This is a genomic window from Flavonifractor sp. AGMB03687, assembly GCF_017811815.1.
In the GTDB taxonomy this organism is placed as follows: Bacteria; Bacillota; Clostridia; order Oscillospirales; family Oscillospiraceae; genus Flavonifractor.
Window position 1 is genome coordinate 24276 of the sequence record NZ_JADKZI010000009.1, and the last position, 24837, is coordinate 49112.

The 24837-nt window shown below is 63.5% G+C and carries 22 protein-coding genes; 10 read left to right on the top strand and 12 right to left on the bottom strand.

Annotation, left to right across the window (positions count from 1 at the left end; genetic code table 11):
• Nucleotides 1-91: 91 nt before the first annotated feature.
• The 5 genes from J9789_RS15045 to J9789_RS15065 all read left to right on the top strand — a co-directional run bounded on the left by J9789_RS15045 (nucleotide 92) and on the right by J9789_RS15065 (nucleotide 6081).
• On the top strand, nucleotides 92-745 hold the full coding sequence (locus tag J9789_RS15045; RefSeq protein WP_209346509.1) for a DUF1847 domain-containing protein: 654 nt from the start codon (nucleotides 92-94) through the stop codon (nucleotides 743-745).
• 90 nt (nucleotides 746-835) lie between these two features.
• The gene (locus J9789_RS15050; RefSeq protein WP_209346510.1) at nucleotides 836-1765 is read left to right on the top strand and encodes a GGDEF domain-containing protein; all 930 of its coding nucleotides are present in this window, start codon (nucleotides 836-838) and stop codon (nucleotides 1763-1765) included.
• A 159-nt stretch (nucleotides 1766-1924) separates the two neighbouring features.
• Complete coding sequence (locus J9789_RS15055) at nucleotides 1925-3289, top strand: MATE family efflux transporter (RefSeq protein ID WP_209346511.1); 1365 nt, start codon at nucleotides 1925-1927, stop codon at nucleotides 3287-3289.
• 200 nt (nucleotides 3290-3489) lie between these two features.
• Nucleotides 3490-3756, top strand: coding sequence for a 30S ribosomal protein S15 (rpsO, locus tag J9789_RS15060; RefSeq protein ID WP_209346512.1), 267 nt, complete (start codon nucleotides 3490-3492; stop codon nucleotides 3754-3756).
• A 174-nt stretch (nucleotides 3757-3930) separates the two neighbouring features.
• A complete protein-coding gene (locus J9789_RS15065; RefSeq protein ID WP_209346513.1) occupies nucleotides 3931-6081 on the top strand; it encodes a polyribonucleotide nucleotidyltransferase in 2151 nt (716 codons plus the stop codon).
• Nucleotides 6082-6144: 63 nt separating this feature from the next.
• Here the strand turns inward: J9789_RS15065 and ftsH are convergent, their stop codons facing one another.
• From ftsH to J9789_RS15080, 3 genes are all read right to left on the bottom strand, one after another.
• Nucleotides 6145-8028, bottom strand: coding sequence for an ATP-dependent zinc metalloprotease FtsH (gene ftsH / locus J9789_RS15070; protein WP_209346514.1), 1884 nt, complete (start codon nucleotides 8026-8028; stop codon nucleotides 6145-6147).
• Nucleotides 8029-8181: 153 nt separating this feature from the next.
• On the bottom strand, nucleotides 8182-9552 hold the full coding sequence (locus tag J9789_RS15075) for a penicillin-binding transpeptidase domain-containing protein (protein ID WP_209346515.1): 1371 nt from the start codon (nucleotides 9550-9552) through the stop codon (nucleotides 8182-8184).
• Nucleotides 9539-11329 carry an FtsW/RodA/SpoVE family cell cycle protein gene (locus tag J9789_RS15080; protein ID WP_209346516.1) on the bottom strand — a complete coding sequence of 597 codons (1791 nt, stop codon included), beginning with the start codon at nucleotides 11327-11329 and terminating at the stop codon, nucleotides 9539-9541. Before J9789_RS15080 ends, J9789_RS15075 begins: the two co-directional genes overlap by 14 nt.
• A gap of 220 nt (nucleotides 11330-11549) precedes the next feature.
• Between J9789_RS15080 and yedF the strand changes: the two genes are divergently transcribed.
• Nucleotides 11550-12149: a sulfurtransferase-like selenium metabolism protein YedF gene (gene yedF / locus J9789_RS15085; protein ID WP_209346517.1), complete on the top strand. Its 600-nt coding sequence runs from the start codon at nucleotides 11550-11552 to the stop codon at nucleotides 12147-12149.
• Nucleotides 12149-12406 (top strand): DUF3343 domain-containing protein, encoded by a 258-nt coding sequence (locus tag J9789_RS15090; RefSeq protein WP_209346518.1) that lies wholly within the window; start codon nucleotides 12149-12151, stop codon nucleotides 12404-12406. Before yedF ends, J9789_RS15090 begins: the two co-directional genes overlap by 1 nt.
• Before the next feature lie 54 nt (nucleotides 12407-12460).
• Here J9789_RS15090 and J9789_RS15095 read toward each other — a convergent pair whose 3' ends face one another.
• Entirely contained in the window at nucleotides 12461-16132 is a 3672-nt protein-coding gene (locus J9789_RS15095) for a phosphoribosylformylglycinamidine synthase (RefSeq protein WP_209346519.1), read from the bottom strand.
• A 318-nt stretch (nucleotides 16133-16450) separates the two neighbouring features.
• Here J9789_RS15095 and J9789_RS15100 point away from each other — a divergent pair, with 318 nt between their 5' ends.
• A complete protein-coding gene (locus tag J9789_RS15100; protein WP_209346520.1) occupies nucleotides 16451-17182 on the top strand; it encodes a zinc ribbon domain-containing protein in 732 nt (243 codons plus the stop codon).
• Between the two features lie 59 nt (nucleotides 17183-17241).
• Here the strand turns inward: J9789_RS15100 and J9789_RS15105 are convergent, their stop codons facing one another.
• The 8 genes from J9789_RS15105 to J9789_RS15140 all read right to left on the bottom strand — a co-directional run bounded on the left by J9789_RS15105 (nucleotide 17242) and on the right by J9789_RS15140 (nucleotide 23052).
• Nucleotides 17242-18105, bottom strand: coding sequence for an anti-sigma-V factor rsiV (locus tag J9789_RS15105; RefSeq protein WP_209346521.1), 864 nt, complete (start codon nucleotides 18103-18105; stop codon nucleotides 17242-17244).
• Entirely contained in the window at nucleotides 18102-18593 is a 492-nt protein-coding gene (locus J9789_RS15110; RefSeq protein WP_209346522.1) for a sigma-70 family RNA polymerase sigma factor, read from the bottom strand. Before J9789_RS15110 ends, J9789_RS15105 begins: the two co-directional genes overlap by 4 nt.
• A gap of 19 nt (nucleotides 18594-18612) precedes the next feature.
• Entirely contained in the window at nucleotides 18613-19560 is a 948-nt protein-coding gene (locus J9789_RS15115) for a GDSL-type esterase/lipase family protein (protein ID WP_209346523.1), read from the bottom strand.
• 154 nt (nucleotides 19561-19714) lie between these two features.
• Nucleotides 19715-20191 (bottom strand): DUF4358 domain-containing protein, encoded by a 477-nt coding sequence (locus J9789_RS15120; protein WP_209346524.1) that lies wholly within the window; start codon nucleotides 20189-20191, stop codon nucleotides 19715-19717.
• Nucleotides 20188-21078, bottom strand: coding sequence for a GDSL-type esterase/lipase family protein (locus tag J9789_RS15125; protein ID WP_209346525.1), 891 nt, complete (start codon nucleotides 21076-21078; stop codon nucleotides 20188-20190). Before J9789_RS15125 ends, J9789_RS15120 begins: the two co-directional genes overlap by 4 nt.
• A gap of 21 nt (nucleotides 21079-21099) precedes the next feature.
• The gene (locus J9789_RS15130) at nucleotides 21100-21804 is read right to left on the bottom strand and encodes a YjjG family noncanonical pyrimidine nucleotidase (protein ID WP_209346526.1); all 705 of its coding nucleotides are present in this window, start codon (nucleotides 21802-21804) and stop codon (nucleotides 21100-21102) included.
• Nucleotides 21801-22277 (bottom strand): threonine/serine exporter family protein, encoded by a 477-nt coding sequence (locus J9789_RS15135; protein WP_209346527.1) that lies wholly within the window; start codon nucleotides 22275-22277, stop codon nucleotides 21801-21803. The genes J9789_RS15130 and J9789_RS15135 overlap by 4 nt, the downstream gene beginning before the upstream one ends.
• Before the next feature lies 1 nt (nucleotide 22278).
• On the bottom strand, nucleotides 22279-23052 hold the full coding sequence (locus J9789_RS15140) for a threonine/serine exporter family protein (protein ID WP_209346528.1): 774 nt from the start codon (nucleotides 23050-23052) through the stop codon (nucleotides 22279-22281).
• A 448-nt stretch (nucleotides 23053-23500) separates the two neighbouring features.
• On the opposite strand from J9789_RS15140, the gene J9789_RS15145 reads away from it, so the two are divergent.
• Together J9789_RS15145 and J9789_RS15150 are read left to right on the top strand one after the other, a co-directional pair.
• Nucleotides 23501-24187, top strand: a complete 687-nt coding sequence (locus J9789_RS15145; protein WP_209346529.1) for a TetR/AcrR family transcriptional regulator — start codon at nucleotides 23501-23503, stop codon at nucleotides 24185-24187.
• A complete protein-coding gene (locus J9789_RS15150; RefSeq protein WP_209346530.1) occupies nucleotides 24184-24828 on the top strand; it encodes a sugar O-acetyltransferase in 645 nt (214 codons plus the stop codon). Before J9789_RS15145 ends, J9789_RS15150 begins: the two co-directional genes overlap by 4 nt.
• Nucleotides 24829-24837 lie beyond the last annotated feature (9 nt).

The following is a 24837-nucleotide window of genomic DNA, read 5'->3' on the forward strand; positions in this document are numbered from 1 at the left end:
CAAAGCATATATAATAGACTATATCGTATAATCCCTTTCCTGTTGAACTTGCACAGGAAAGTACAGAGTCTGTCCAAGAAGAAGGTTTTTTATGGAAGAGAACACCTGTGGCCGCAGCTGCATCGACTGCGGCTCCGCTGCCTGTAACGATCTGAACCACTCCGACGCCTTTCCGCCCTTCTGCCTGTCCAAGAGTCTGGAGCAGGAGGTGCTGGAGGAGGCGGTGGCCTGCTACCAGGAGCCGGACAACCACGCCGCCATGGTGGCGGCCGCCGAGGTGGAGTGTGAACACTATTGCCAGTACACCCGGGTCCAGGAGATCGTGGAGTTTGCCAAGAAGCTGGGCTTTCACAAGATCGGCATTGCCACCTGCGTGGGCCTGCTCCATGAGTCCCGCATTCTGGCCCGCATCCTCCGCTCCCATGGCTTTGAGGTCTTCGGCATGGGCTGCAAGGCGGGCATGGTGAAGAAGGTGGATCTGGGCATCCCGGAGTCCTGCAACGCCGTGGGGGCCAACGCCTGCAATCCCATCTTCCAGGCCAAGATGCTTAACGCCGCAGGCACCCAGCTCAACATCGTGGTGGGCCTGTGCGTGGGCCACGACAGCATGTTCTATAAATACTCCGACGCTCTGGTCACCACCCTGGTGGCCAAGGACCGGGTGCTGGGCCACAACCCGGTGGCCGCCCTGTACAACGCGGAGTCCTACTACAAATCCAAGGTGTTCGGACCGGAAACGCCCTAAGTCCCCGGTACCTCATCCGGGCAGGTAGGTCCGGCACATACAGCAAGCCCCTTCCGTTTCAGAGATACACAGGAAAGGTGGAGCGCGCCTATGTATGAGCAGCACATTCAAACGGCCATTGAACGGACCCGCACCATGGTACACCGCTACTACTGTGAAAATGACGTGGATGCGGTGATCGCCCAGATGAGCGAGGATATTATCTGGCTGGGAGCCGGCGAGCAGGAGTACGCCGCCGGCCGGGAAACGGTAGCCGGGATTTTCCGGCAGTTCCAGGGCCAGGTCCCCAAGTGCCATATTTCCGGAGAGGAATATCAGGCTATCCCTCTGGGGCCGGAGGTTTGTCTGTGTACCGGACGCATGTGGATCGCCACCGACGCCTCCACCCAGATCAGTCTCCGGGTCCATCAGCGCATCACCACCATATACCGCTGGGTAGACGGCGCCCCCTTCTGCTGCCATATCCATATCTCCAACCCTTACAGCGAGATGGTGGAGGAGGATATCGGCTTCCCCACCGCCATGGCCCGGGCGTCCTATCTGTACCTGCAAGAGCAGCTGGCCGCCCAGACCGCCCTGCTCCAGCGCATGAGCTATGAGGATTCCCTCACCGGGCTGTATAACCGCAACAAGTTTAACGAGGTTCTGGCCCGGGACTGGAGCGACAGCCCCCATCTGGGCGTGGCCTGCTTTGATCTGAACGGGCTGAAGCAGGTCAACGACCACCGGGGCCACAGTGCCGGAGACACCCTGATCTGCCGGGCTGCCCGCCAGCTCCGGTCGGTGTTTGACGGCAAGGCCTACCGCATCGGCGGCGACGAGTTTCTGGTCATCGACGATACCCTGGATGAGGCCGACTTCCTGGCCGCCGTCCGCGCCGTGGAGGACGGCATGGAGGCCGAGCACATCAGCCACTCCGTAGGGGTCTCCTGGCGGGCCGCCCCATGCAGCATCAGCCAGCAGCCAGCAGGTGGAGGAGGCCGATCAGCGGATGTATCAGAACAAGCGCGAATTTTATAGCATTCAGGACAACGACCGCAGGCAGTGGTAACCCGGGTCCTGTGCATCCAACCGGTTTCCCAGGGGCGGCTTTGCCGCCCCCTTGCCTTTTGTCCGCAAACCGTGTACAATCCTCTTGCGGCATTGACCGCGTTAGTTTACTTTTTGGAGGGATCTGTCATGCGTCTGGCCCGGCCGGTGGGCGATATTACCCAGGGCTCCATCTGGAAGCAGCTTCTGGCTCTCTTCTTCCCCCTGTGGTTCGGCACCTTCTTCCAACAGCTGTATAACACCGTGGACACGGTGGTGGTGGGCCGGTTCGTGGGCAAGGTGGCCCTGGCCGCCGTAGGCTCCACCGGCGTCATCGTCAACCTGACGGTGGGTATCTTTACCGGCCTGGCCGCCGGTGCGGTGGTGGTCATCGCCCAGCGTTACGGCGCCCGCATGGGGGAGGACGTCCACAAGAGCGTCCACACCGCCATGACCCTGTCGGTGATCATCGGCGCCATCTTCATGGTGGTGGGCTTCATCCTCACCCCCTGGGCCCTCCGTGCCATGGACACCACCGCCGACGCCCTGCCCGGGGCCATCCTCTATCAGCGGGTGTACTTCCTGGGCATGATCCCCAACGTGATCTACAACATGGGCACCGGCGTGCTCCGTGCTGTGGGCGACTCCCGCCGCCCCCTCTACTTCCTCATTGCCGCCTCCCTGTGCAACATCGTGCTGGACCTGCTGCTGGTGGTGGTCATCCCCCTGGGGGTGCTGGGCGTGGCCATTGCCACCGTGTCCTCCCAGGTGCTGTCGGCGGTGCTGGTAGTCATCTCCCTGATGCGCTCCGAGGGCACCCCCTTCCAGCTCTTCCCCTCGGAACTGAAGCTCCACCGCCAGCCCCTCTCCGCCATCATGAAGGTGGGACTGCCCACCGCCCTGCAGTCGGTGATGTATTCCGCCTCCAACATCGTCATTCAGTCGTCCATCAACTCCTTTGATACCGACGCGGTGGCCGCCTGGACGGCCTACGGCAAGATGGACATCCTGTTCTGGATGACCATTACCGCCCTGTCCCAGGCCCTCACCACCTTCGCCGGACAGAACTACGGCGCGGGGAAGTATGACCGGCTGAAAAAGAGCGTGCGCATCTCCATCGCCATGAGCGCCGCCATCACCCTGGCCATGAGCGCCGTCCTGGTGATCTTCGCCCGGCCCATTCTGACTATCTTCACCCCCGACCCCGACGTGCTGGAGATCGGCGTGGAAATGGTGGTCTTCCTGGCCCCCTGCTACATCACCTATATTCTGGTGGAGCTGCTCCCCGGCGCCATCCGGGGCGCGGGCAAGTCCCTGGTGCCCATGCTCATCTCGGTGTTCGGCGTGTGCGGCCTGCGTCTGCTGTGGCTCTTCCTGGTGGTGCCCCAGCACCACACCATCGTCATGGTGGAGGCCAGCTACCCCATCACCTGGACCACCACCTCGGTGGCTCTGCTGCTCTACTATAAATTCGGCAAGTGGCTGACCAAGCCGGAGGAGCTCTCCCTCCGCTGACGGGCATGCCCTTCTTTTCCCCCAAAAGTGCAAAAAAATGCCCTGTTTTTTGCGAATGAATCCTTTACAACAGGGCCAGACTATGGTAGAATATCCTGGTCTGTAAACAGACGCTATCTTTACCCCGGACTTCGTCTCCCGGCTTACACCGGCCGGTCACGCAGCCCGCGGGCACATTGTTTGAAAGGTGGAACTCAACCATGATCCGTAAGGACGAAAAGACCGCTGTTATCGAAGCCAACCGCACTCACCCCACTGACACTGGTTCTCCCGAGGTGCAGATCGCCATTCTGACCGCTCGCATCCAGGAGCTGACCGAGCACCTGAAGGTGCACAAGCACGACAACCACAGCCGCCGCGGCCTGCTGAAGATGGTCGGTAAGCGTCGTAAGATGCTGGACTACCTGATGAGCAAGGACATCGAGCGCTATCGTGCCATCATTGCCAAGCTGGGTATCCGTAAGTAATAACAGACTGAATAGGGGTGGCGCGGACCTCCGTGCCACCCCTTCTTCCCATCCGTCAGAGCACGCTTTTTAGCAGTTGAACCTGGGCCCGGAGGGCCGGACGTGGGTTCAAGTGCTAAAAAGAGCCTGGCTCTGATGTGTGGGAAACACCAACGAAAAGGAGGAACAACCTGCATGTCAACCATCATCAAGCACAAGGAATTTACCAACCGCAAGGTGTACAAGACTGAGGTCGCCGGCCGTCCCCTGACCATCGACGTGGGCAAGGTGGCTGAGCTGGCCACCGCTTCCGCCATGGTGACCTACGGCGAGACCACCGTGCTGGTGGCCGTCACTGTGTCCCCTCGTCCCCGGGACGGCGTGGACTTCTTCCCCCTGAGCGTGGACTTTGAGGAGAAGCTGTACGCTGTGGGCCGCATCCCCGGCTCCTTCATGCGCCGTGAGGGCCAGCCCTCTCTGCCCGCCGTTCTGGCTTCCCGCGTCATCGACCGCTCCATCCGTCCTCTGTTCCCCTACGATTTCCGCAACGACGTGGTGGTGACCGCCACTGTCATGAGCGTGGATCGTGACTGCTCCCCCGAGGTGACCGCCATGATCGGCGTGTCCGCCTGCCTGGCTTACTCCTGCATCCCCTGGGCCGGCCCCATCGGCTGCCTGGAGGTGGGCTATGTGGACGGCCAGATCGTCATGAACCCCACCAACGAGCAGAAGCACAACTCCCAGCTGGACCTGACCGTGGCCGCCACCGATAAGAAGGTCATCATGATCGAGGCCGGCGCCAAGGAGCTGCCCGACGACATCATGTACGACGCCATCGTCAAGGCCCACGAGGAGATCAAGAGCCAGGTGGCCTTCATCAACGAGATCGTGGCTGAGATCGGCCGCGAGAAGATGACCTACGACCACGCTGACTTCGACCAGGAGCTGTTCGACAAGATCGTGGAGGCCACCATGGACGAGGCCAAGGCCGCCATGGACACCGACGACAAGAACGTCCGCGAGGAGCGTTGGAACGCCCTCATCGAGCACTGGCATGAGCTCTTCCTGGAGGACTATCCCGAGATGGACAAGTACCTGGAGGAGATCACCTACAAGTTCCAGAAGAAGATCGTCAAGGCCTGGCTGCTGGAGGGCCACCGCGTGGACGGCCGTGCCAAGAACGAGATCCGTCCCCTGGCCGCCGAGGTTGGCGTGCTGCCCCGCGTCCACGGCTCCGGCCTGTTCACCCGCGGTCAGACTCAGGTGCTCTCCATCTGCACCCTGAACACCCTCTCCGCCGCCCAGAAGCTGGATACCATCTGGGAGGAAGAAGAGAAGCGGTACATGCACCACTACAACTTCCCCGCCTACTCCACCGGCGAGGCCCGTGCCGCCCGCTCCACCAACCGGCGTGAGAAGGGCCACGGCGCTCTGGCTGAGCGTGCTCTGGAGCCCGTTATTCCCCCTGTGGAGGAGTTCCCCTACGCCATCCGCGTGGTGTCCGAGGTCCTGAGCTCCAACGGCTCCACCTCTCAGGGCTCCATCTGCGGCTCCACTCTGGCCCTGATGGATGCCGGCGTGCCCATCTCCGCCCCCGTGGCCGGCATCTCCTGCGGCCTGATCCAGGACGATGACGGCGGCTTCACCACCTTCATCGACATCCAGGGCGTGGAGGACTTCCACGGCGAGATGGACTTCAAGGTGGCCGGCACCAAGGCCGGTATCACCGCCATCCAGATGGACATCAAGAACGACGGCCTGTCCCACGAGATCATCAAGGAAGCTCTGGCCATCACCAAGGACGCCCGTTACGCCATCCTGGACGAGATCATGCTGCCCTGCATCGACAAGCCCCGTGCCGACGTGGCCGACACCGCTCCCAAGATGGTGAAGATGAAGATCGACGTGGACAAGATCCGCGAGGTCATCGGCTCCGGCGGCAAGGTCATCCAGAAGATCTGTGCCGACACCGGCGCCAAGATCGACATCGAGGACGACGGCACCATCTACATTGCCGGTACCGACAAGGCCTCCTGCGACGCCGCCAAGAAGACCATCGAGACCATCGTGTTCGTGCCCGAGGTGGGCGCCCTGTACTACGGCAAGGTGGTCCGCATCCTGCAGTTCGGCGCCTTCGTGGAGCTGGCTCCCGGCAAGGACGGCATGGTCCACATCTCCAAGCTGGCTGACCGCCGCGTGGAGAAGGTGGAGGACGTGGTCAACATCGGCGATATGATCTGGGTCAAGGTCACCGATATCGACGAGAAGGGCCGTGTCAACCTGTCCTACCGCGACGCCCTCAAGGAGATCAAGGCCAAGAAAGAGGCCGGCGAGCCCATTAAGTAATTCCAGAACGCATAAAAAATCCCCGCTGCAATCGCAGCGGGGATTTTTTGTTGGTATTGCGATTTATCCCTGGGCCAGCAGCTTCATGAACTCCTCGCCGGTGATGGTCTCCTTCTCCAGCAGGTAGGCCGCCAGGTTGCGCAGCTGCTCCTCGTGGTCCCGCAGCAAAGCCAGGGCCTTCTGGTGGGCCTCCTTCACGGTTGCCACCACCTGCTTGTCGATCTCGGCCGCCGTCTCGGCGGAGCAGGCCAGGGAGGTGTCGCCCCCCAGGTACTGGTTCTGTACCGTCTCCAGGGCCACCATGTCGAACTGCTCCGTCATGCCGTACCGGGTAATCATGGCCCGGGCCAGCTTGGTGGCCTGCTCGATGTCGTTGGAGGCGCCGGTAGTCACGTTGTCCGCGCCGAAGATGAGCTCCTCGGCGGCCCGGCCGCCGGTGAGGGTGGCGATCTTATTGATGAGCTCGGCCCGGCTCATGAGGTTGCGCTGGCCCTCGTCCACCTGCATGGTGTAGCCCAGAGCCCCCGAAGTGCGGGGAACGATGGTGATCTTGGTCACCGGGGCGGAGTTGGTCTGGAGGGCGGCCACCAGGGCGTGGCCCACCTCATGGAAGGACACCAGCTTCTTCTCCTGGGGGGAGATGACGGCGTTCTTCCGCTGGGCGCCGGCGATGACGGTCTCCACGCTCTCCTCCAGGTCGGCCTGGGTCACCGTCTTGCGGCCCTGCCGCACCGCCCGGAGGGCAGCCTCGTTGACGATGTTGGCAAGCTCGGCGCCGGAGGCGCCGGCGGTGGCCCGGGCGATGGCGTTCCAATCCACGTCAGCGTCGATGTGGACGTGCTTGCCGTGGACCTTCAGAATAGCCACACGGCCCTGGAGGTCGGGCAGCTCCACCGGCACCCGCCGGTCAAACCGGCCGGGCCGCATGAGGGCGGGGTCCAGGCTCTCCGGACGGTTGGTGGCCGCCAGCAGCACCACGCCCTTGCTGGAGTCGAAGCCGTCCATCTCGGCCAGCAGCTGGTTGAGGGTCTGCTCCCGCTCGTCGTTGCCGCCGTAGCCGCCGGTGTCACGCTTCTTGCCGATGGCGTCGATCTCGTCGATAAACACGATGCAGGGGGCCTTTTCTCCCGCCTGCTTGAACAGGTCCCGCACCTTGGCGGCGCCCATGCCCACGAACATCTCCACAAATTCCGAGCCGGAGATGGAGAAGAAGGGCACCTTGGCCTCACCGGCTACCGCCTTGGCCAGCAGGGTCTTACCGGTACCGGGAGGGCCCACCAGCAGCACGCCCTTGGGCAGCTTGGCGCCGATGGCGGCGTACTTGTCCGGCTCATGGAGGAAGTCCACCACCTCCATCAGGGACTCCTTAGCCTCGTCCTGGCCCGCCACGTCGGCAAAGGACACACCGGTGGAGGCCTCCTCCACGTAGATCTTGGCGTTGGCCTTGCCGAAGGTCATGGCGTTGCCCATGCCGCCGGGCAGGTTATTGCCCATGCGCTTCATCATGAAGCGGGAGAGCAGCTGGCCAATGAGGATAAAGAGAAAAATGGGCAGCACCCAGCTGATCAGGGCAGCCAGGATGGGGTTGGCCTGGGTGGGGATCTCGGCAGTGAACACGATGTCCGGGTCCTCCCGCAGCTGGTTCAGCAGCCGCTGGCCGTCGTCCGGCCAGATGCCCGTCTTGTAGTAGCCTTCCCGGCCCGACTCGTCGGTGCCGATGAACACGATCTCCCGGCTGTCCTCGTCCAGGGCCACCTCGGTGACCCGGTCGGCATCCACCATGGACAGGAACTGGCTGTAGGGCACCTCAACCACCTGCCGCTCCAGCACCGAGGGGAAGAAGAAGACGTTGAGGAGCATCAGCGCCACCAGAGCGATGGCGTAGTAGAAGATCAGCGGTTTTTTCGGCGGGCTTGGGGTCTTCCCGTCGTCTTTAATCTCTTGCATGGTCAATTCCTCCGAAGTCCGAATAATGTTTTCTATGCTAAATAAATCATAGATTTTTTCTCTGGAAAGTCAATAGCTTTCCCCGAGGTTTTACACATTATTCATACATGATGTGGAAAACCCGGAGCGAGAAATCGCTCCGGGTTTTGTCACTCAGTATCCGTTTACTAAGGCGTCCAGCACCTTGGCGGCCACCGAACCGGCCACGTCGGCGCCCGAGCCGCCGTTCTCCACCATCACCACAAAGGCGTAGGGAGCGTCCTCGTTGCGGAGGAATCCGGCAAACCAGGCGTGGGGGGCGTTGCCGCCGCCCACCTCGGCGGTGCCGCTCTTGGCGCAGATGTCCATGTTGGGGAAGCGGTTGGCGCCGTAGGCGTCAATGACGTTGCGGGACATGATGTCCGCCAGGGTGGCGGCGGTGGAGGACTCAATGAGGGTGCCCGTCTTCTTGGTCATCTGGGGTAGAGAGGGGATCCCCAGTGGGTTTTCCACCTTCTGAATCAGCTTGGGGACAGCGGCCTGGCCGCCCTGGGCGATGGCACCCATGTACACCATGATGGCGCAGGGGTTGGCCAGGTCATTGTACTGGCCCACACCGGCCCAGGCCAGCTGGCCGGTGGTGCCGGAGAAGTCGAACCGTCCGGCGGCGGAGGTAAGGCCGCTGACCTTGTAGGAGGAGGTGAGCCCCGCCTTCTCGGTATAGCTCTGCATGACCTCCGGTCCCAGCTCGGCGGCCAGCTGACCGAACACCCCGTTGCAGGAGTTGGCCAGGGCCCCGTAGATGTCCATGGTGCCGTGGGCGTGGGGGCAGGTGATGGCCTCGCCTCCCACGTCGGTGGAGCCGGTACAGGTCCAGGTCCGGTCAAAAAGGTCGGGGATGTTCTCAATGGCGGCGGTGAGGGTCACCGTCTTGAACACCGAGCCCGGCGGGAAGGTGCCCGACAGGAAGCGGTTGAGGTACACACCGTCATAAGCCGGGTTGTCCTCCACGTCCTCCGGCGGATTCAGGGGGTCGTAGGTGGGGGAGGACACCATGCACAGGATCTCACCTGTCTCATAGTTGTACACACCCACCGCGCCCTTACGGCCCCCCAGGGCCTGATAGGCGATGTAGTTGAGCCGGGCATCCAGGGTGAGGTAGAGGTCGTTGCCGTTGCCCAGGGGGGAGTAGGCCCCGGTGATCAGGTTGAAGCCGGACAGCTTGTCGGCAAAGGCGGTGAGGGCGCCGGTGCCGATTTTGCCTTGGGCATCCCCCACGGCGTGGAGGGTAGCCTTGCGGACGGTCTCATTCTCGTAGTAGTGGCGGCTGCCGTCCTCGTCCGCCCAGCTCAGCACGTCCCCGTCCCGGTCCAGCACCCGGCCCACCGAGAGCTGGCCCTGGCTGTTGTACAGGTGGCGGTTGGCGGCGAAGGAGGCCCAGCGGTTGCCGTAGAGCACATAGCGCACCACGTAGAACCCCAGCCCCAGCACCAGAGCAGCGGCCAGCAGCAGGCAGAGGACCGCCCGTTTTTCAATCTTCTTCATATCGGTCCTCCCACTGGTCGGTGCGTTTCATGGACAGCTGAGCGTTCTGCCGGTCCTCCTTCCGGGAGGGCAGGCGGATGGCAAAGCTGGCGTTCTGGCGGGTGTCGGTGGCCTTCAGGTAGGCCAACAGGCCCCAGGAGGCGATCATGGCGGTACCGCCGTTGGACACAAAGGGGAAGGTGACGCCGGTAAGGGGCAGAATATCCACCGCGCCGAACACGTTGAGGCAGGTCTGGAACACCATCATGGAGGTGGCGGCGCAGGCGGCGATGATGTAGAAGGAGGACCGCCCCGCCCGGCAGGCCCGGACGGCGAACACCGCCAGGGTGACGATGGACAGGATGGCCAGCACCGCGATGATGAGGCCCCACTCCTCGCACAGCATACCGAACACCAGGTCGGTGTCGCCCGCGCCCACGTTGTGGAGCCAGCCCTCGCCGGGGCCTACGCCCACCAGGCCGCCGGAGGCAGCGGCCGACATGGTGCGGGTCTGCTGGTAGCCGCTGCCCACCGAGGCGTTCTCCCAGGCGTGGCCCCAGGTAGCGAAGCGGCTCATGATATAGGGCTTCACCGACAGCATGGTGAGCACCGCGAACACGCCGCCGCCGCAGATGAGGGCCAGGGTGGCCCAGTCGCCGGAGCGGAGGTAGGCGATGACCAGGAAGGTGATGAAGAAGATGGCGGCGGTACCGAAGTCGCTCATGTAGGCCAGGCAGGCCAGGCACACGCCGGTGAGCACGATGAACAGGCCCAGGTTCCGCTTGCGGAAGAGCCGCTCCAGAGTGGCAGCTCCGGCAAAAATGTAGCAGATTTTGGCGATCTCCGAGGGCTGCACGCTGATGCCGCCGATGGAGATCCAGTTGGCCGCGCCGTACTTGGGGTCGGCCAGGCCCAGCTTGTAGAGCACCACCGTCAAGCTGAGGAAGCCGATGGCCGCCCCCGCCATGAGCCAGCGGATCTTCTTGGCCCGGTCCAGATCCCGGAGAAAGACGCCCAGGATGAGGAAGAGGATGAGCCCCAGCACCACACAGAGGAACTGCTTGAAGAGGGCCGCCGTGTTGGAGGAGCAGGTCACCGACAGGGACAGGGTGGACAGGAAGAAGGCGATGGTCTCCATCTCAAAGCCCACCCGCCGGGTGGCACGCAGCACCAGGAAGTAGAGCCACATGACGCCGGTAAAGCACAGGAAGGTGAAGGGGATCATGGGGGAGGCCCCGGGGCTCTCGCTGATGATGAGCTGGATGGCGGTGAGCACCTGGAATATGGTAAGCAGCACCAGGCCCAGCCAGGGGGACACCGGGCGGGACCGGCGGCGGCTGTTCCGCCGCTTGGCCTTCTCCTCGGGGGAGAGGGGGAGGAGCACGGTCTCCACCCCGCCCACTGCCAGCACGTCGCCGTACTGCACGGGGGTGGCGTCGTGGACCGGCTTGCCGTTGACAGTGACGCCACCCTTGGAGTTTAAGTCGTAGGCCGTCCAGGTGTCGTCCTCATTGCGGATGAGGGCAGCGTGCTGCCGGGACACCACCGGGTAGTTGAGCACCACGTCGCAGCTGCTGCCCCGGCCCAGAATATTCTCCCAGTGGGTCAGGGGCTCGTTGGCCCCGTTGGGCAGGGTGAGGTAGGCCCACACCTCGGGCAGGCAGGGCACCGTCAGCAGGGAGCGGATGGTGCGGATGAGGATGAGCAGGGCCAGCACGGGAAACACAAAGCGCACGATGGAGGTAAACCAGGCGCACAGCACCTCGTTTTCCGCCAGCCAGCTGGTGATCAGCTCCATACCGCCCACCTCCTTTCGCATCAGAAACATAAGAAATATGGGAGCCTGGGCAGGCCCCCGGTCCCTACAGTATAGCACAACTTCTCCCGCCGAAAAAGCGCAAGGGGGGCCATTGCTGGGATTTTTAAAGAATTTTTCACATTTTCCACCCAGTTTTCCACCTCTTGCGGCGGAAGCAAACCGGGGGTATAATGAGAAAAAACAGCAGGAGGACAACAAAATGGCACATATTGTGGACGCCAAGGGCAAGCCCTGTCCCACCCCGGTGATCCTGGCCAAGCAGGCCATGACCCAGGGACACACCGCCTTTACCGTGCTGGTGGACAACCCCACCGCCGTGGAAAATCTGAAGCGCCTGGCGGGCAACCAGGGCTTTACCGTCTCCGTCCGGGAGGACAACAACACCTTCGCTCTGGACTTTGCCAAGGGGGAAGGCTGCTCTGCCTGTGAGGAGGCCGTCAACTCCCCCCTGCCCGCCGCCGGAGGGGACTGGGTGGTCTTCGTGGGCCGGGACATCATCGGCGACGGGGACCGGGAGCTGGGTACCAACCTGATGCGCATGTTCTTCTACACCCTGGCCCAGGGGGAGGACAAGCCGGGGGCGGTGCTCTTTATGAACGCCGGAGTCAAGCTGCCCACCCTGGATGAGCAGGTAGTAGACCACCTGAAGGCCCTCAGCGACGCCGGGACGGAGATTCTGGTGTGCGGCACCTGCCTCAACTTCTATGGCATTGCCGAGCAGCTGAAGGTGGGCACCGTCAGCAACATGTACGACATCGTCACCCGGATGCAGAAAGCGGGCAAGGTGATCTCCCTCTGATGGACTACGGCGTCATCACCTTTACCTCCACCTATGGAGCCATTTATGCCCAGAAGGTGCTCAAGGAGGTGGCTCCCGTCCAGGTTATGCCGGTGTTACGGGAGATCTCCCTGGGCTGCGGCATTGCCGTCCGGTTCAAGCCGGAGGACCTGGAAGCAGTACGCGCCGCTCTGGCCGTCTCCACCCTAAAGGAGGGGGAGTACGCCTTCTACGCTGTGACCGGCAGCGGGAAGGACCTGACCGCACAGCCCCTGTAACCGACCAAACAGAAGCAGCCCCCCGCGCTGGCGGGGGGCTGCTTTTTGCTGTTTTTACTTGAAGTACTCGGCGCCGCTCTCCAACAGGGGCTGATACTTGTTGCCGGGGATGTTGAGGGCAACGTGATCGCCCCGCCGCTCGGAGTGGCCCATCTTGCCAAAGACCCGGCCGTCGGGGGAGAAGATACCCTCAATGGCGCACAGGGAGCCGTTGGGGTTGACGTCGATGTCCATGGAGGGCACGCCGCTCTGGTCCACGTACTGGGTAGCCACCTGGCCGCCCGCGATGAGCTGATCCAGCACGCTCTGGGGCGCCACGAAGCGGCCCTCGCCGTGGGAGATGGGGATGGCGTGGAGGTCGCCCACGTTGGACTTGAGCATCCAGGGGGAGTTGACGGAGGCCACCCGGGTGGTGACGTACCGGCTCTGGTGGCGGCCGATGAGGTTGTAGGTCAGGGTGGGACAGTTCTCATCCATGTCCCGGATCTCGCCGTAGGGCACCAGGCCCAGCTTGACCAGGGCCTGGAAGCCGTTGCAGATGCCCAGCATCAGGCCGTCCCGGTTCTTCAGCAGGTCATGGACCGCGTCGGTGATGGCGGGATTGCGGAAGAAGGAGCAGATGAACTTGGCGGAGCCGTCGGGCTCGTCGCCGCCGGAGAAGCCGCCGGGGATAAAGACGATCTGAGCCTTGCGGATGGCGCCCTCCAGCTCCACAGTGGACTGGAGGAGATCGTCGGCAGTCAGGTTGCGGATGTTCACCGTCTCGGCGTCCATGCCCGCCCGCAGGCAGGCCCGGACGGAGTCATACTCGCAGTTGGTGCCGGGGAACACGGGGATGACCACCCGGGGCCGGGCGATCTTGGACTTGCACACGGCGGGAGAACGCTTGTCCCAGGAAATAGCCTCCACCGGGGCGGCCTTGCCCGCCTTGGTGGGGTACACGTCCTCCAGCACGCTCTCGTTGAGGGAGAGCAGCTCGTCGATGGAGGCGGAGTCGCCGTTGACGCTGATGACAGCCTCGGCGGTGGTGTGGCCGATGAGCTGGCCGCCCTCGCATTCCTCGGTGAGCTGGGCCACGATGGCACCTGGCATGGGGGCATCCCAGTCCAGGCTGTTCTCCACGCTGGCAAAGCCGATGGTGTTGCCGAAGGCCATGTTCATGACAGCCTCGCCCAGGCCGTTCTCTACGGCCCAGGCCGCCTCCACCTTGCCCGCCTGATGGAGGGCGTACAGGGTCTTCCAGGCGCTCTTGCTGTCCTCAGAGGCGAAGAGGTACACCGGCTTGCCCGCGGTCTTGAACTCGGGGGAGAGAACCTCCTGGGCCTTCACCGGGGCGATGGCGAAGGAGATGAGGGTGGGGGGCACGTCCAGGTCCAGGAAGGAGCCGGACATGGAGTCCTTGCCGCCGATGGCGGCGGCTCCCAGCTCCAGCTGGGCATCCAGGGCGCCCAGCAGGGCGGCGAAGGGCTTGCCCCAGCGCTGAGGCTCGGTACGCAGCTTCTCAAAGAACTCCTGGAGGGTCAGGTAGGCCTTCTCATAGTTTGCGCCCGCCGCCACCAGCTTGGCCACGGAGGTGTACACCGCGCTGTGGGCGCCGGCGTAGGGATCGGCGGACAGCTGGTCGGGGTCGCAGCCCCAGGCCATGACGGAGGCCTGGTCGGTCTCCTGGTTGGGCTCCACGGGGAAGAGGGCGGCCATGGCCTGGGCGGGAGTGCGCTGGGTCTTGCCGCCGAAGGGCATGAGCACGCTGCCCGCGCCGATGGAGCCGTCAAACCGCTCGGTGAGGCCCCGGCGGGAGGCGGACTTCAGGCTGGCAGCCATCTCCCGCAGGGTGCGGAACTTCTTGTCGCTCTGGGGGGCGTGGGCCTTCTCGTCCACCTGGACGGAGGCGTGTTTCACCGCGCCGTTGGTGTTCAGGAAGGCACGGGACAGGTTGGCCACGGTCTGGCCCCGCCAGGTCATGACCATGCGGGGGGACTCGGTAACGGTGGCCACCTGGTAGGCCTCCAGGTTTTCAATGGCGGCACAATTCATCAGGGTCTGGGCATCCTCGGGGGCCACCACCACGGCCATACGCTCCTGGGACTCGGAGATGGCCAGCTCGGTGCCGTCCAGGCCGTCGTACTTCTTGCGGACGGCGTCCAGGTCGATGGACAGGCCGTCGGCCAGCTCGCCGATGGCCACGGATACGCCGCCGGCGCCGAAGTCGTTGCACCGCTTGATGAGGCGGGTCACGTTGGGGTTGCGGAAGAGCCGCTGGAGCTTGCGCTCCTCGGGGGCGTTGCCCTTCTGGACCTCGGAGGCCATGGTGTCCAGGGAGGCCAGGTTGTGGCTCTTGGAGGAGCCGGTGGCGCCGCCGATGCCGTCGCGGCCGGTGCGGCCGCCCAGCAGGATGACCACGTCGCCGGGGGCGGGGGTCTCACGGCGGACATGATCGGCGGGGGCGGCGCCCACCACCGCGCCGCACTCCAGGTGCTTGGCGATGTAGCCCTCGTGGTAGAGCTCGGCCACGTGGCCGGTGGCCAAGCCGATCTGGTTGCCGTAGGAGGAGTAGCCGGCGGCGGCAGTCTGGGCGATCTTGCGCTGGGGCAGCTTGCCTTCCAGGGTCTCGCTCACCGGCACCCGGGGATCGCCGCAGCCGGTGAGGCGCATGGCCTGGTGGACATACACGCGGCCGGACAGGGGATCCCGGATGCAGCCGCCGATACAGGTGGCAGCGCCGCCGAAGGGCTCAATCTCGGTGGGGTGGTTGTGGGTCTCGTTCTTGAACATGAGCAGCCAGTCCTGCTCCTTGCCGTCCACCTGAGCGGGCACGTGGATGGAGCAGGCGTTGATCTCCTCGCTCTGGTCCAGCTCGGGCAGCAGGCCCCGCTTCTTCAGGGTCTTGGCGCCGATGGTGGCGATGTCCATGAGGGTCTGGGGCCGCTTGGCGGCCTTCTCCTCGCCGTACACCTCCACACGGGCGGCCAGGTAGCGGTCGTAGGCCGCCTTGACGGCGGGGTCGGTGATCTCCACGCTGTCCAGGTGGGTGGAGAAGGTGGTGTGGCGGCAGTGATCGGACCAGTAGGTGTCCACCACCCGCACCTCGGTGAGGGTGGGATCCCGCTTCTCCTCATCCCGGAAATAGGCCTGGAGGAAGGTCAGGTCCGCCAGGTCCATAGCCAGGCCGTACTGGTTGAGCAGGCTCTCCAGGCCCGCCTGATCCAGGGTGGTGAAGCCCTCCAGCACCGCCACGTCAGCGGGCTCGGGGTACTGCTGGATCAGGGTCTCGGGCTTGTCCAGCAGAGCCTCTCGGCTCTCCACCGGGTTGATGAGGTAGCCCTTGGCCTTGTCCAGATCGGTCTCGGACAGAGCGCCGGCCAGCACATAGACAGTGGCGGAGCGGACGGTGGGCCGCTCGCCGCCGGTGAGCATCTGAATGCACTGGGCGCAGGAGTCGGCCCGCTGGTCGTACTGGCCCGGCAGGGCCTCCACCGCCAGCAGGGCGCCCTCGGTCTCCGGCATGGTCTCATCCCACAGCTGATCCACCTGAGGCTCGGACAGGATGGTGGTGCGGGCGGCCTCATAGGCGCTCTGCTCCACACCCTCCACGTCGTAGCGGCGAATGACCCGCACGCCGGTAAGCCCGCTGAGTCCCAGGGTACCCTTCAGTTCACCCAGCAGGTGTCCGGCCTCCACGTCGAAGCCCGGCTTCTTTTCCACATAACAGCGAAATACCTTCCCCATATGTACCTCCCTTAAAACTTCCCGCGGATGGAATGTCCTCCATCCTGCCCCGCGGGTGCCGCCATGCGGCGGGCGGCGCGCCTTTGACCCGGTCAGCTCCATTGGTCTGCCGGGTTTGTCTCTTTCATAACTATAGCACGGCACACCGGCCCCCGGCAATAGGCAATCCCACCGGAGATCAGGCCCTCCCAGGCCCTGTTTTCCGTCCGCAGATTTACTTTTCTTCTGTCGCATGCTATACTTTTCTTAAACCGGCGCCTGCCGGGGCCTATCTCTGCGGTGCACCCGCCGCGCCGCCCAAGGTAAGGAGTGTTGTGTATGTATTGTCCCAAGTGCGGAAAAGAAATGCCCGACGGCTCCGCGTTCTGCAGTAACTGCGGCGCCAGCATGAGCGGCACCGCCTCCACTGCCGGACAGCCCTCCCCGGCCAGCGCGGCACTGGGCGGGCTGGTGGGCTTTCTGAAGGCCTACTTCCGTTCCCCGGTCCAGGCCACCCGGGACACCCTGGCCAAGAAGGACCTGGTCACCCCTCTGATCCTGCTTGGCATCCAGCTGGTGGCCTGCATCCTGATGGCCTTCGGCCCCTGCGCCAAGCTGAGCGCCATGAGCTACGGCTACCTGAACATCCCCTTCCAGCTGTGGTTTGTGGGCGGTCTGGTGGGCGGCGCCATCTGCATCGCCCTGTTCCTGGGGCTGCTCTTCGGGGGCGCCAAGCTGCTCAAATCCACCTGCACCTTCCAGGACGTGGTCATGGTGTGCGGCAGCCACTCGGTGTTCGTCTCCATCGTGATGCTGGCCTCCTTCGTGTGCTTCCTCATCTCCATCAACCTGGGCGCCTGGCTCTTCTTCCTGTCCCTCATTCTGTGGGTGGCGCTGGGGGTGGACTCCTTCCGGGCCCTTGTCCCCGAGATGGAGTCGGGCAAAAGCTGGCTGGTCTATCTGGGCGTGGTGGCCGTTACCCTCATCCTGGCCCTGCTGCTGGTGGGCCGCGGTCTGCTGCCCAGCCTGGTGGGCTCCTCCTTCAGCAGCCTGTTCAATTCCCTGCTGTAAACGAACATGAAAAAGCCCGGGTGAACCGCATGCGGTTCACCCGGGCTTTTTTCGTTCGGTCAGGATGCCTGCTCCGGCAGGGGAATGGCAAACTCCTGCACCCCCATATAGCCGGGGGCGATCTCATACTTCTCAAAGAGGACCACCACATTCTTGTCGGCGTCCAGGTAGAAGGTCTGATCGTCGGAGATGGACTCGAAGCCGCCCTCCCCCTGGAGGAAAAAGACGTTGTCCGGGTCCTGGCTGCGGCGGGCGATCTCCTCAGAGATGGCGGCGTTGGCACTCTCCTTGTAGTCGGGACCCAGCAGGTCCTTCAGGGTGACCTCCCGGCCGGCCGTCAGGTCGATGTTGTAGGCGTAATGCTCGGTATAGGCGCTGGCCAGGGTCTCGGTCTTGGTGATGACGAAGGAGAGGTACTGCTCGGTCTGGCACTTGATCTCATAATCCACGCTGATGACGATAGGCATGAAATCGTCGGGGTCGCCGCCGGTCTCCACATAGGCCTCCTTGGTCTCCCGGGCCCGGTCCTCCGCCTCCTGGAGGATCTGGTCAAGGCGGGTGGAGATCTCAGTGTTCACCCGCTGCTCCAGGTCGGTGTCGCCCGCCAGATCCAGGGCGGGCAGACGCACGTCAATGAGGTGGTCCCGGTCCTCCACGGTATACTGGGTGACGGTGAACACCCGGGCCAGGTCTCCCAGCACGGGCACCTCGGACACGGCCTGGGCAAAGGTGGGGCTGGCGTTCACCAGCAGCACAAAGCAGGCGCAGGCGGCCAGTCCGGCGGACAGGCTCCGCCGCACGTTCCGCCGGTGGGCTCTCTTACGCTCTCCCGCCCGCAGGGCGGAGGCCACGGCAAAGTTCAGTTCCTCCGGCGGCTGGGTCTCCCGGTATTGCTGCCGGGCCTGCTCCCATAGGTCCTTCATGTTGCAACCTCCTCCCCCGTGAGCTCCCGCAGCCTGCGCAGACTCTTGTACAGGCGGGATTTCACGGTGTTCAGATTGGTCCCGGTGACCCGGGCGATCTCTTCCAGCTTCATGTCCTCAAAGAAGCGCAGGCGGATGATGGCCTGCTCCTTGGGACCCAGGCGGTCGATGGCGGCGTACAGGTCCAGCCGTTCCGCCGGGTCGCTGGCAGGGGCGGGAGCATCGGTGGTGGAGTCCTCCAGCGACACCAGCCGCTTGCCCCGCCGGTAGTGGTTCATGCTCTCGTTGAGCAGGATGCGGTAAAACCAGGTCTTCATGTACTCCGGCTGACGGAGGGAATCGGATTTGGACAGGGCCCGGACAATGCTCTCCTGCACCACATCCAGGGCAGCGTCCCGATTTTTGACATAGCTGTACGCCAGGCGGTAGAAATCCTCCTGGTGGGACACGATATACTCGCTCAGCTGCTGCCGGATGTTGCTGTCCAAAGCCGGGGTACGCTCCTTTTTACTGGGCTGCCGTCTGGGCCGCCTGATAGGCCTCAGGGGTGACGGTGTGGCACATGAGATATTCCAGCCACTTCTGATACCAGGCCTTGGTATAGTGGACGCCGTCCACGGTGGCCTCGGCGGGCAGGATGCCGTTTGCATCGCTGAGGGCGCTCTTCACGTCCACCAGCGCCACCTGGCACTCCTCCGCCAGCTTGGGGAACACGCTGTTGAAGTCGGCCACCCGGTCGTTGTTCACGTAGGAGGGCTGATTCTTCTGGGCGCAGATCTCCGGGTTGACGGGCACCAGGTTCTGCAGATAGATGATGGCGTCGGGCTGGGCGGCCTTGACCTCCTCCAGGAAGGACTTGAAGGCCTTGTAGAAGCTGTCGGTGCCGGGATAGCCCAGCTCGTTGATGCCCAGAGAGATGTAGATCTTCTTGTACTGGGGGCCTCTCTGCAGGGCCTCCACCACGGTGTACTTGCCGCCGTTCATCTCCACCACCTGGCGCTTGCTCATGTCAAAGATGTTCAAACCCTTGTAGCAGTAGAAGGTGGCGCCCTTGATACCGCTGTAGATCTGCAGGCCGTCGGTGCGGGAGTCGCCGATGAACAGGGCATCGGAGAAGTAGTCCATGTCCACCGGGTCGGACTGGGGCACCGGCTGGGTGAAGGAGAAGGCCGTCGTCTGGGTATTGCCCGCCTCAGGGGTGGTGGTAGGCGTGGCCTCAGGCTCGGGCGTGGAAGTCGGGGTAGACTGAGGGGCGCTCTCCACCACGGGGGCAGAGGGGCTGGCCGTGGGGACGGTATTGGGGGTCACGTCGGCGGCAGGGGGCGCACTCTTGCCCGCGGAGGGGATGAGCAGCAGACACACACACACCACGGCGGCGGCCACCAGCAGGGGCAGGGTCACGCCGGGGCCTTTCCCCCGCTTTTTCACACGTTTGGGATGATAAGACTGAGACACAGGAGACACCTCGTTCTTTTAATCTGAATCCGGCTGTCAGTTGCAGCGTTCTGATTCTTAGACGGCAGCACGGCGCGAAAAGTTGAAGGCGCAGGATTTATTTTTGCAGAAAAAACGCCGGGAAATACCCGGCGTTTTTTGTGGGGGGACCGATTCAGTTCAGGCCGTCCAGCACCTTCTGGGCGGCGGCGGCGTCGGCGGCCACCACCAGCAGGGCGGTGTTGCCGGACTGCTCCACGATGGCGTGATTGAGCTTGTCCACCTCGGCGGGCATGTAGCTCTTCAGGGCTTCGATCTGGTCGCTCACCCGCTTGTCCAGGGCCTCCTTGGCGGTCTTGGCGGCAGCCTCGTCGGTGAGGGTGAGCACGGCGATCTCCTCGGCGCCCATGGACAGGGAGGTGTACACGGCGCTGTCGGTGATGGTGGAAGCGTCAATGCCGTACATGGCGGCGGCGGTGTCCTTGTCCAGGGTGTCCAGGGTATCGGTGAAGGCTCTGGAGTCCAGCAGGGCCTGGGCAGTGGCGGCGGGATCGTAGTTCTTGGCGGCGGTCTCGCCTCCGCCGCCGCAGGCGGACAGACACAGGCACAGGGCCAGAACTCCGGGTACCAGACGGGTCAGCAGGTTTTTCATGATTCTCTATCTCCTTCCATCGCGGTCTGTCCCGCCCGATAGGCCTCCGGGTCCACCGTATGGCTCATCAGACAGGCCAGCCATGTTTCATACCAGGGACGCTGAAAATGGATGCCGTCCGACGTGGCCTCACTGGGCAGGCCGTCGTTCTCGTCGGACAGGGCGCTGTATACATCCACCAGGCAGACCCGGTGCTCCCGGGCCAGCTGGGCGAACAGCTCATTGAATACGGCCACCCGGGCATTGGTGATGCAGGAGGCCTGGCCGTACTTGGCGCACTTGGCCTCGTCCACCGGGGCCAGGTTTTGCAGATAGACCACGGCGTTGGGCTGGGCTTCCTTCACCTGGTCCAGGAACTTGCCGAAGGTAGCCAGGTAGTTTTCCGTGTTGTAGTAGCCCAGCTCATTCATGCCGAAGGCGATGTACACTTTTCCAAACTGGGGTCCCTTCTGCAGGGCCTCCACAATGGAGTAGGACTGGCCGTCCACCGTTACCAGGCCGGGGTTGTTCACCCCGAAGATGCTCAGGCCGGTGTAGTCGTAGAAGGTGGCGCCCTTGATGCCGCTGTACAGCCTCAGTCCCTGGGTGCGGGAGTCGCCGATAAACAGGGCGTCGGAAAAGTAGTCCATATCCACCGACACCCCGTGGGGCACCGGCTGGGAAAAGTCAAAGGCAGGGGTGGGGGTAGGCGTGGGTTCCGGGGTGGGGCTGGGGGACACCGTGGCGGTAGGAACGGGGTCGGCTCCCTCCGCGAGGGAACGGTTCAGCACCGGGACGGTCACTAAAACGGCAGCCACCACAACAGCCGCCAGAATCACAGGCAGCCGCCGGCGGCGGGGCTGGGGTGGAGGCTCCTCGGAGATTTTATGATACAGAGAGCGGGACAAGCTGGATGCACCTCATTTATGTCATTGTTCAGGGGCCTCCAGCACCAGGGGAATGAGCTCCTCCAGGCGGCTGATCTCCCAGGTGGGGGCCGGATTGGGATGGGATGAAGATGGTGCAGCGGGGTGGTACCAGGCGGTATCCAGCCCCACGGCGGCGGCGCCGCCGATGTCGGTGGTCAGGTTATCCCCCACCATCAGGGCACGGCGGGGATCGGTGATGCCCAGGGCGGTCAGCACCGGGCGGAAGAAGTCGGGGCTGGGCTTGGAGGCGCCCACCTCCTCCGAGATGAAGAGGTGAGGGATGAGGCCCGCCAGGGCGGAGCGCTCAAAGCGGCCCCGCTGGGCCCGGGCCACGCCGTTGGTGAGGATGGCCAGGGTGCAGTGCTCGCCCAGCACCCGGCACACCTCCTCCGCGCCGGGCAGCAGGAAGGGCTGCTCCCCCAGCCGGTCCAGGTAGGTGCGGTTGAGGGCGGCGGGGTCGGCTTCCACCCCCAGGGCGGCAGTGAGGCGGGCAAAGCGCTCCACCACCAGCCACTCCCGGGTGGCCACCCCCTGGTCCAGCATGGCCCACAGGCCGCTGTTGATGGACACGTAGAGGGCCTCGGTCTCCGGGGTGCAGGGGATGGAGAACTCCTTCAGGGCCAGGGCCAGAGCCTCGTGCTCGGCCCGGTCAAAGTCAAACAGGGTATTGTCCGCGTCAAAGAGGACAAAGTCATAGCGATTCATGGGTGGGTTCCTCCGATCCGGCCATGGCGGCGGTTTTGATAGGTGGTGATGAGACGGGCCAGGGAGGACACCATCAGCACGCCCACCGCCAGAGCGCCCGCCATACCCAGGGTATGGAGCAGGGACTCCAGGAAGAGGGAGGTCTCCCCGCTCATGGCGTGCTCCATGGTGTAGTAGATACCGCCGCCGGGCACCAGGGGGAAGAGGGCCACCAGTAGGTAGCTGGTCACCGGGCACTTGCGCAGCCGGGCCATGATCTCCGACCAGGCGGAAATGGCCAGGGCGGCGAAAAAGGCCTGGATGATGTCGCTGTGGACCAGGGGCGCGGTGATCAGATAGACCAGCCACCCCAGACCGCCGCCGCCGGCGCAGATGAGCATACCGGCAGCGCCGTGGATGTTGAAGAGCAGGGAAAAGCCGATGCAGGCGAAGAAGGCGTAGAAACAGGGCAGATAATAGGTAAAGGTATCCATGTCAGCCTCCCATCAGCGGCCGGATCAGACCCAGGGCCAGAGCGGTGCCCAGGGCGATGGCCGCTCCGATGAGCAAAGCCTCAGCGGCCTTGCTGATGCCCGCCACCATGTCGCCGGCCATAATGTCCCGCATGGCGTTGGTAAAGGCGATGCCGGGCACCAGGGCCATCAGGGCGCCGATGATGATGCTGTCCGAGTTCTGACCCACCCCTACGGCGGTGAGGGCCAGGGCCACAAAAGCGGAGGCCGCCGCGCCGGCGATGGTCTTGAAGAACAGGTTGGCACCCAGCTTGGAGGTGAGGGCCAGGCACAGGCAGATCACCATGCCGCATAGGCCACCGCACAGGCCGTCCCACACCGAGCCTCCGTAAAACAGGGAGAACATGCCGCAGCCCAGAAAGTGGGCTGCCAGCTGGGTGGGTAGGGAATAGACCTTGTGGGTGCGCTCGATCTCCCGCATGCTGTCCAGGGCCACCTCAAAGGGCGGGGTCTCCCGGCACAGCCGGCGGCACAGATCGTTGTACCGCTCCAGCAGGTAGATATCGGTGCCGTGGTTGGGCATCCGGCGGATCTGGGTCATGGGCTCCCCCATGGGAGAAGTGAGGCTGACGATGATGCAGTTGGGGATGGCAAAGACCTCCCCCCGCTCGGCCCCGTAGGCCTGGAGCAGGCGGCTGATGGACTCCTCCACCCGGTAGATCTCCGCGCCGCTGAACATGAGCCGGAAGCCCATTTCACTGACCATTTCCAGCAGTTCGTTGTAGTCCAGCTTCAACGGGGAGACCTCCTCTCTTCGCGCCTGAAAATCCGATGATTCCGGTTGACACCGGTTTACAGCTTATCACATTTCCCGCGGGATATCCATACCTTTCGCGCAAATATTCCGGCCCCGCAAAAAAGGCAAGTATTGATTGTAAAAATCGGATTTGGTACAATAATGTCTACCGAATAAACCGCGATGCGGTTTATTCGTGCGGCGGTAGCCGCGCATTCCATAAAACGGTTTAAAGCGGCCGTTTTATGGAATGTAGCCATTGTTGCAATGCGTATTTCCGTTGGTGTGTCGCACCAACGGAAGGCGCAAGGTTTGGACGATTTTGTCCAAACTTTGCGCTTGAACAAAGCCAACTCACCTTGAAAGCTGGTGCTTTCAAGGTATCCAGCTTTGTTCCGTACGCATTACAATATAAGGCGAAGAAAAACAAGGAAAGAGAGGTGGTCTCATGCCGCCCAGAGAGAAGACGCCTGCGGAGAAATCCGCCGAGAAGGCCCGCATCCTGGAGGCCGCTCTGGACATCCTGGCGGCCGACGGCTACGAGGGTCTCACCATGCGCAGGCTGGGGCAGAAGATCGGCGCCTCGGCCACCAAGATCTACCTCTATTTTGTCAACAAGGATGAGGTCTACCTGTCGGTGGTCACCGAGGGCTACCGGCAGCTGTGCGACGCCCTCCGCCAGGCCATGGACGGCGTCAACGGCGGGGAAGCCCGCTTTGACACCTTCCTCCACACCTATCTGGAGTTTGCCTGGGCCCACCCCACCTTCTATGAGGTGATGGCCCTCAAGCAGATCCCCATGCAGGCCGACTACGTGGGCACCCCCATGGAGGCGGTGGCCCGGCGGAAGTACGAGGCGGGGATGGAGGTCTTCAACCTCACCCGGGAGGTGATGGAGGGCTACCTGCGGGAGAAGGGCTATGCTTTCCCCATGTCCCGGGACGTGGCTGCCTTCTCCATCATCGTATTTCTCAACGGCCTGCTCAATACCTACTACAACAAACTGGCCCAGACGGTTTTTTCCGATCTGGATCAGCTGCTGGACGACTGCATCCGGCTGGTGAAAAGCGCCTTCCGCAACTGCGCCCTGCCGGGGGCAGCCAACCTTGAGACAAATCAGGTGAGTGAATCATGACGGAGGAAGAAAAGATTTTTGCCGGGAAGATGTTCGACCCCCGGCGGCAGGAGCTGAAGGATCTCAAGCACATCGCCCATGAGGCCTGCCGGACGTACAATGCCATGGACGAATACGACCCCGCCCGGGCCGACGTGCTGCGGAACATCCTGGGGGGCGTGGGCAAGGTGTGCTACTTCCAGGGCCCGGTCCAGTTCAACTACGGCTGTCACACCTTCATCGGGGAGAACTTTTTCGCCAACTTCAACCTGATGGTGATGGACGATGCCCGCATCTACATCGGGGACAACGTGTGCTTCGGCCCCAACGTGTCCCTCATGGCCACCAACCATCCTCTTCCCGCCCAGGAGCGTACCGGCCTGGACAACGAGGGCCGCACCACCATGGCGGAGTTTGCCCGGGAAATCCACATCGGCAACGGGGTGTGGCTGGCCTGCAACGTGGTGGTGCTGGACGGCGTCACCATCGGGGACGGGGCGGTGATCGGCGCGGGCAGTGTGGTCACCAAGGACATCCCCGCCGGCTGGCTGGCCTTCGGCAACCCCTGCCGTCCCATCCGCCCCATCACGGCGGCGGACAGCAAACGGGAGCTCATCCTGGAGGAGGACCTGGAGCACTTCGCCTGGAACCTCAACGGATAAACCCAAAAA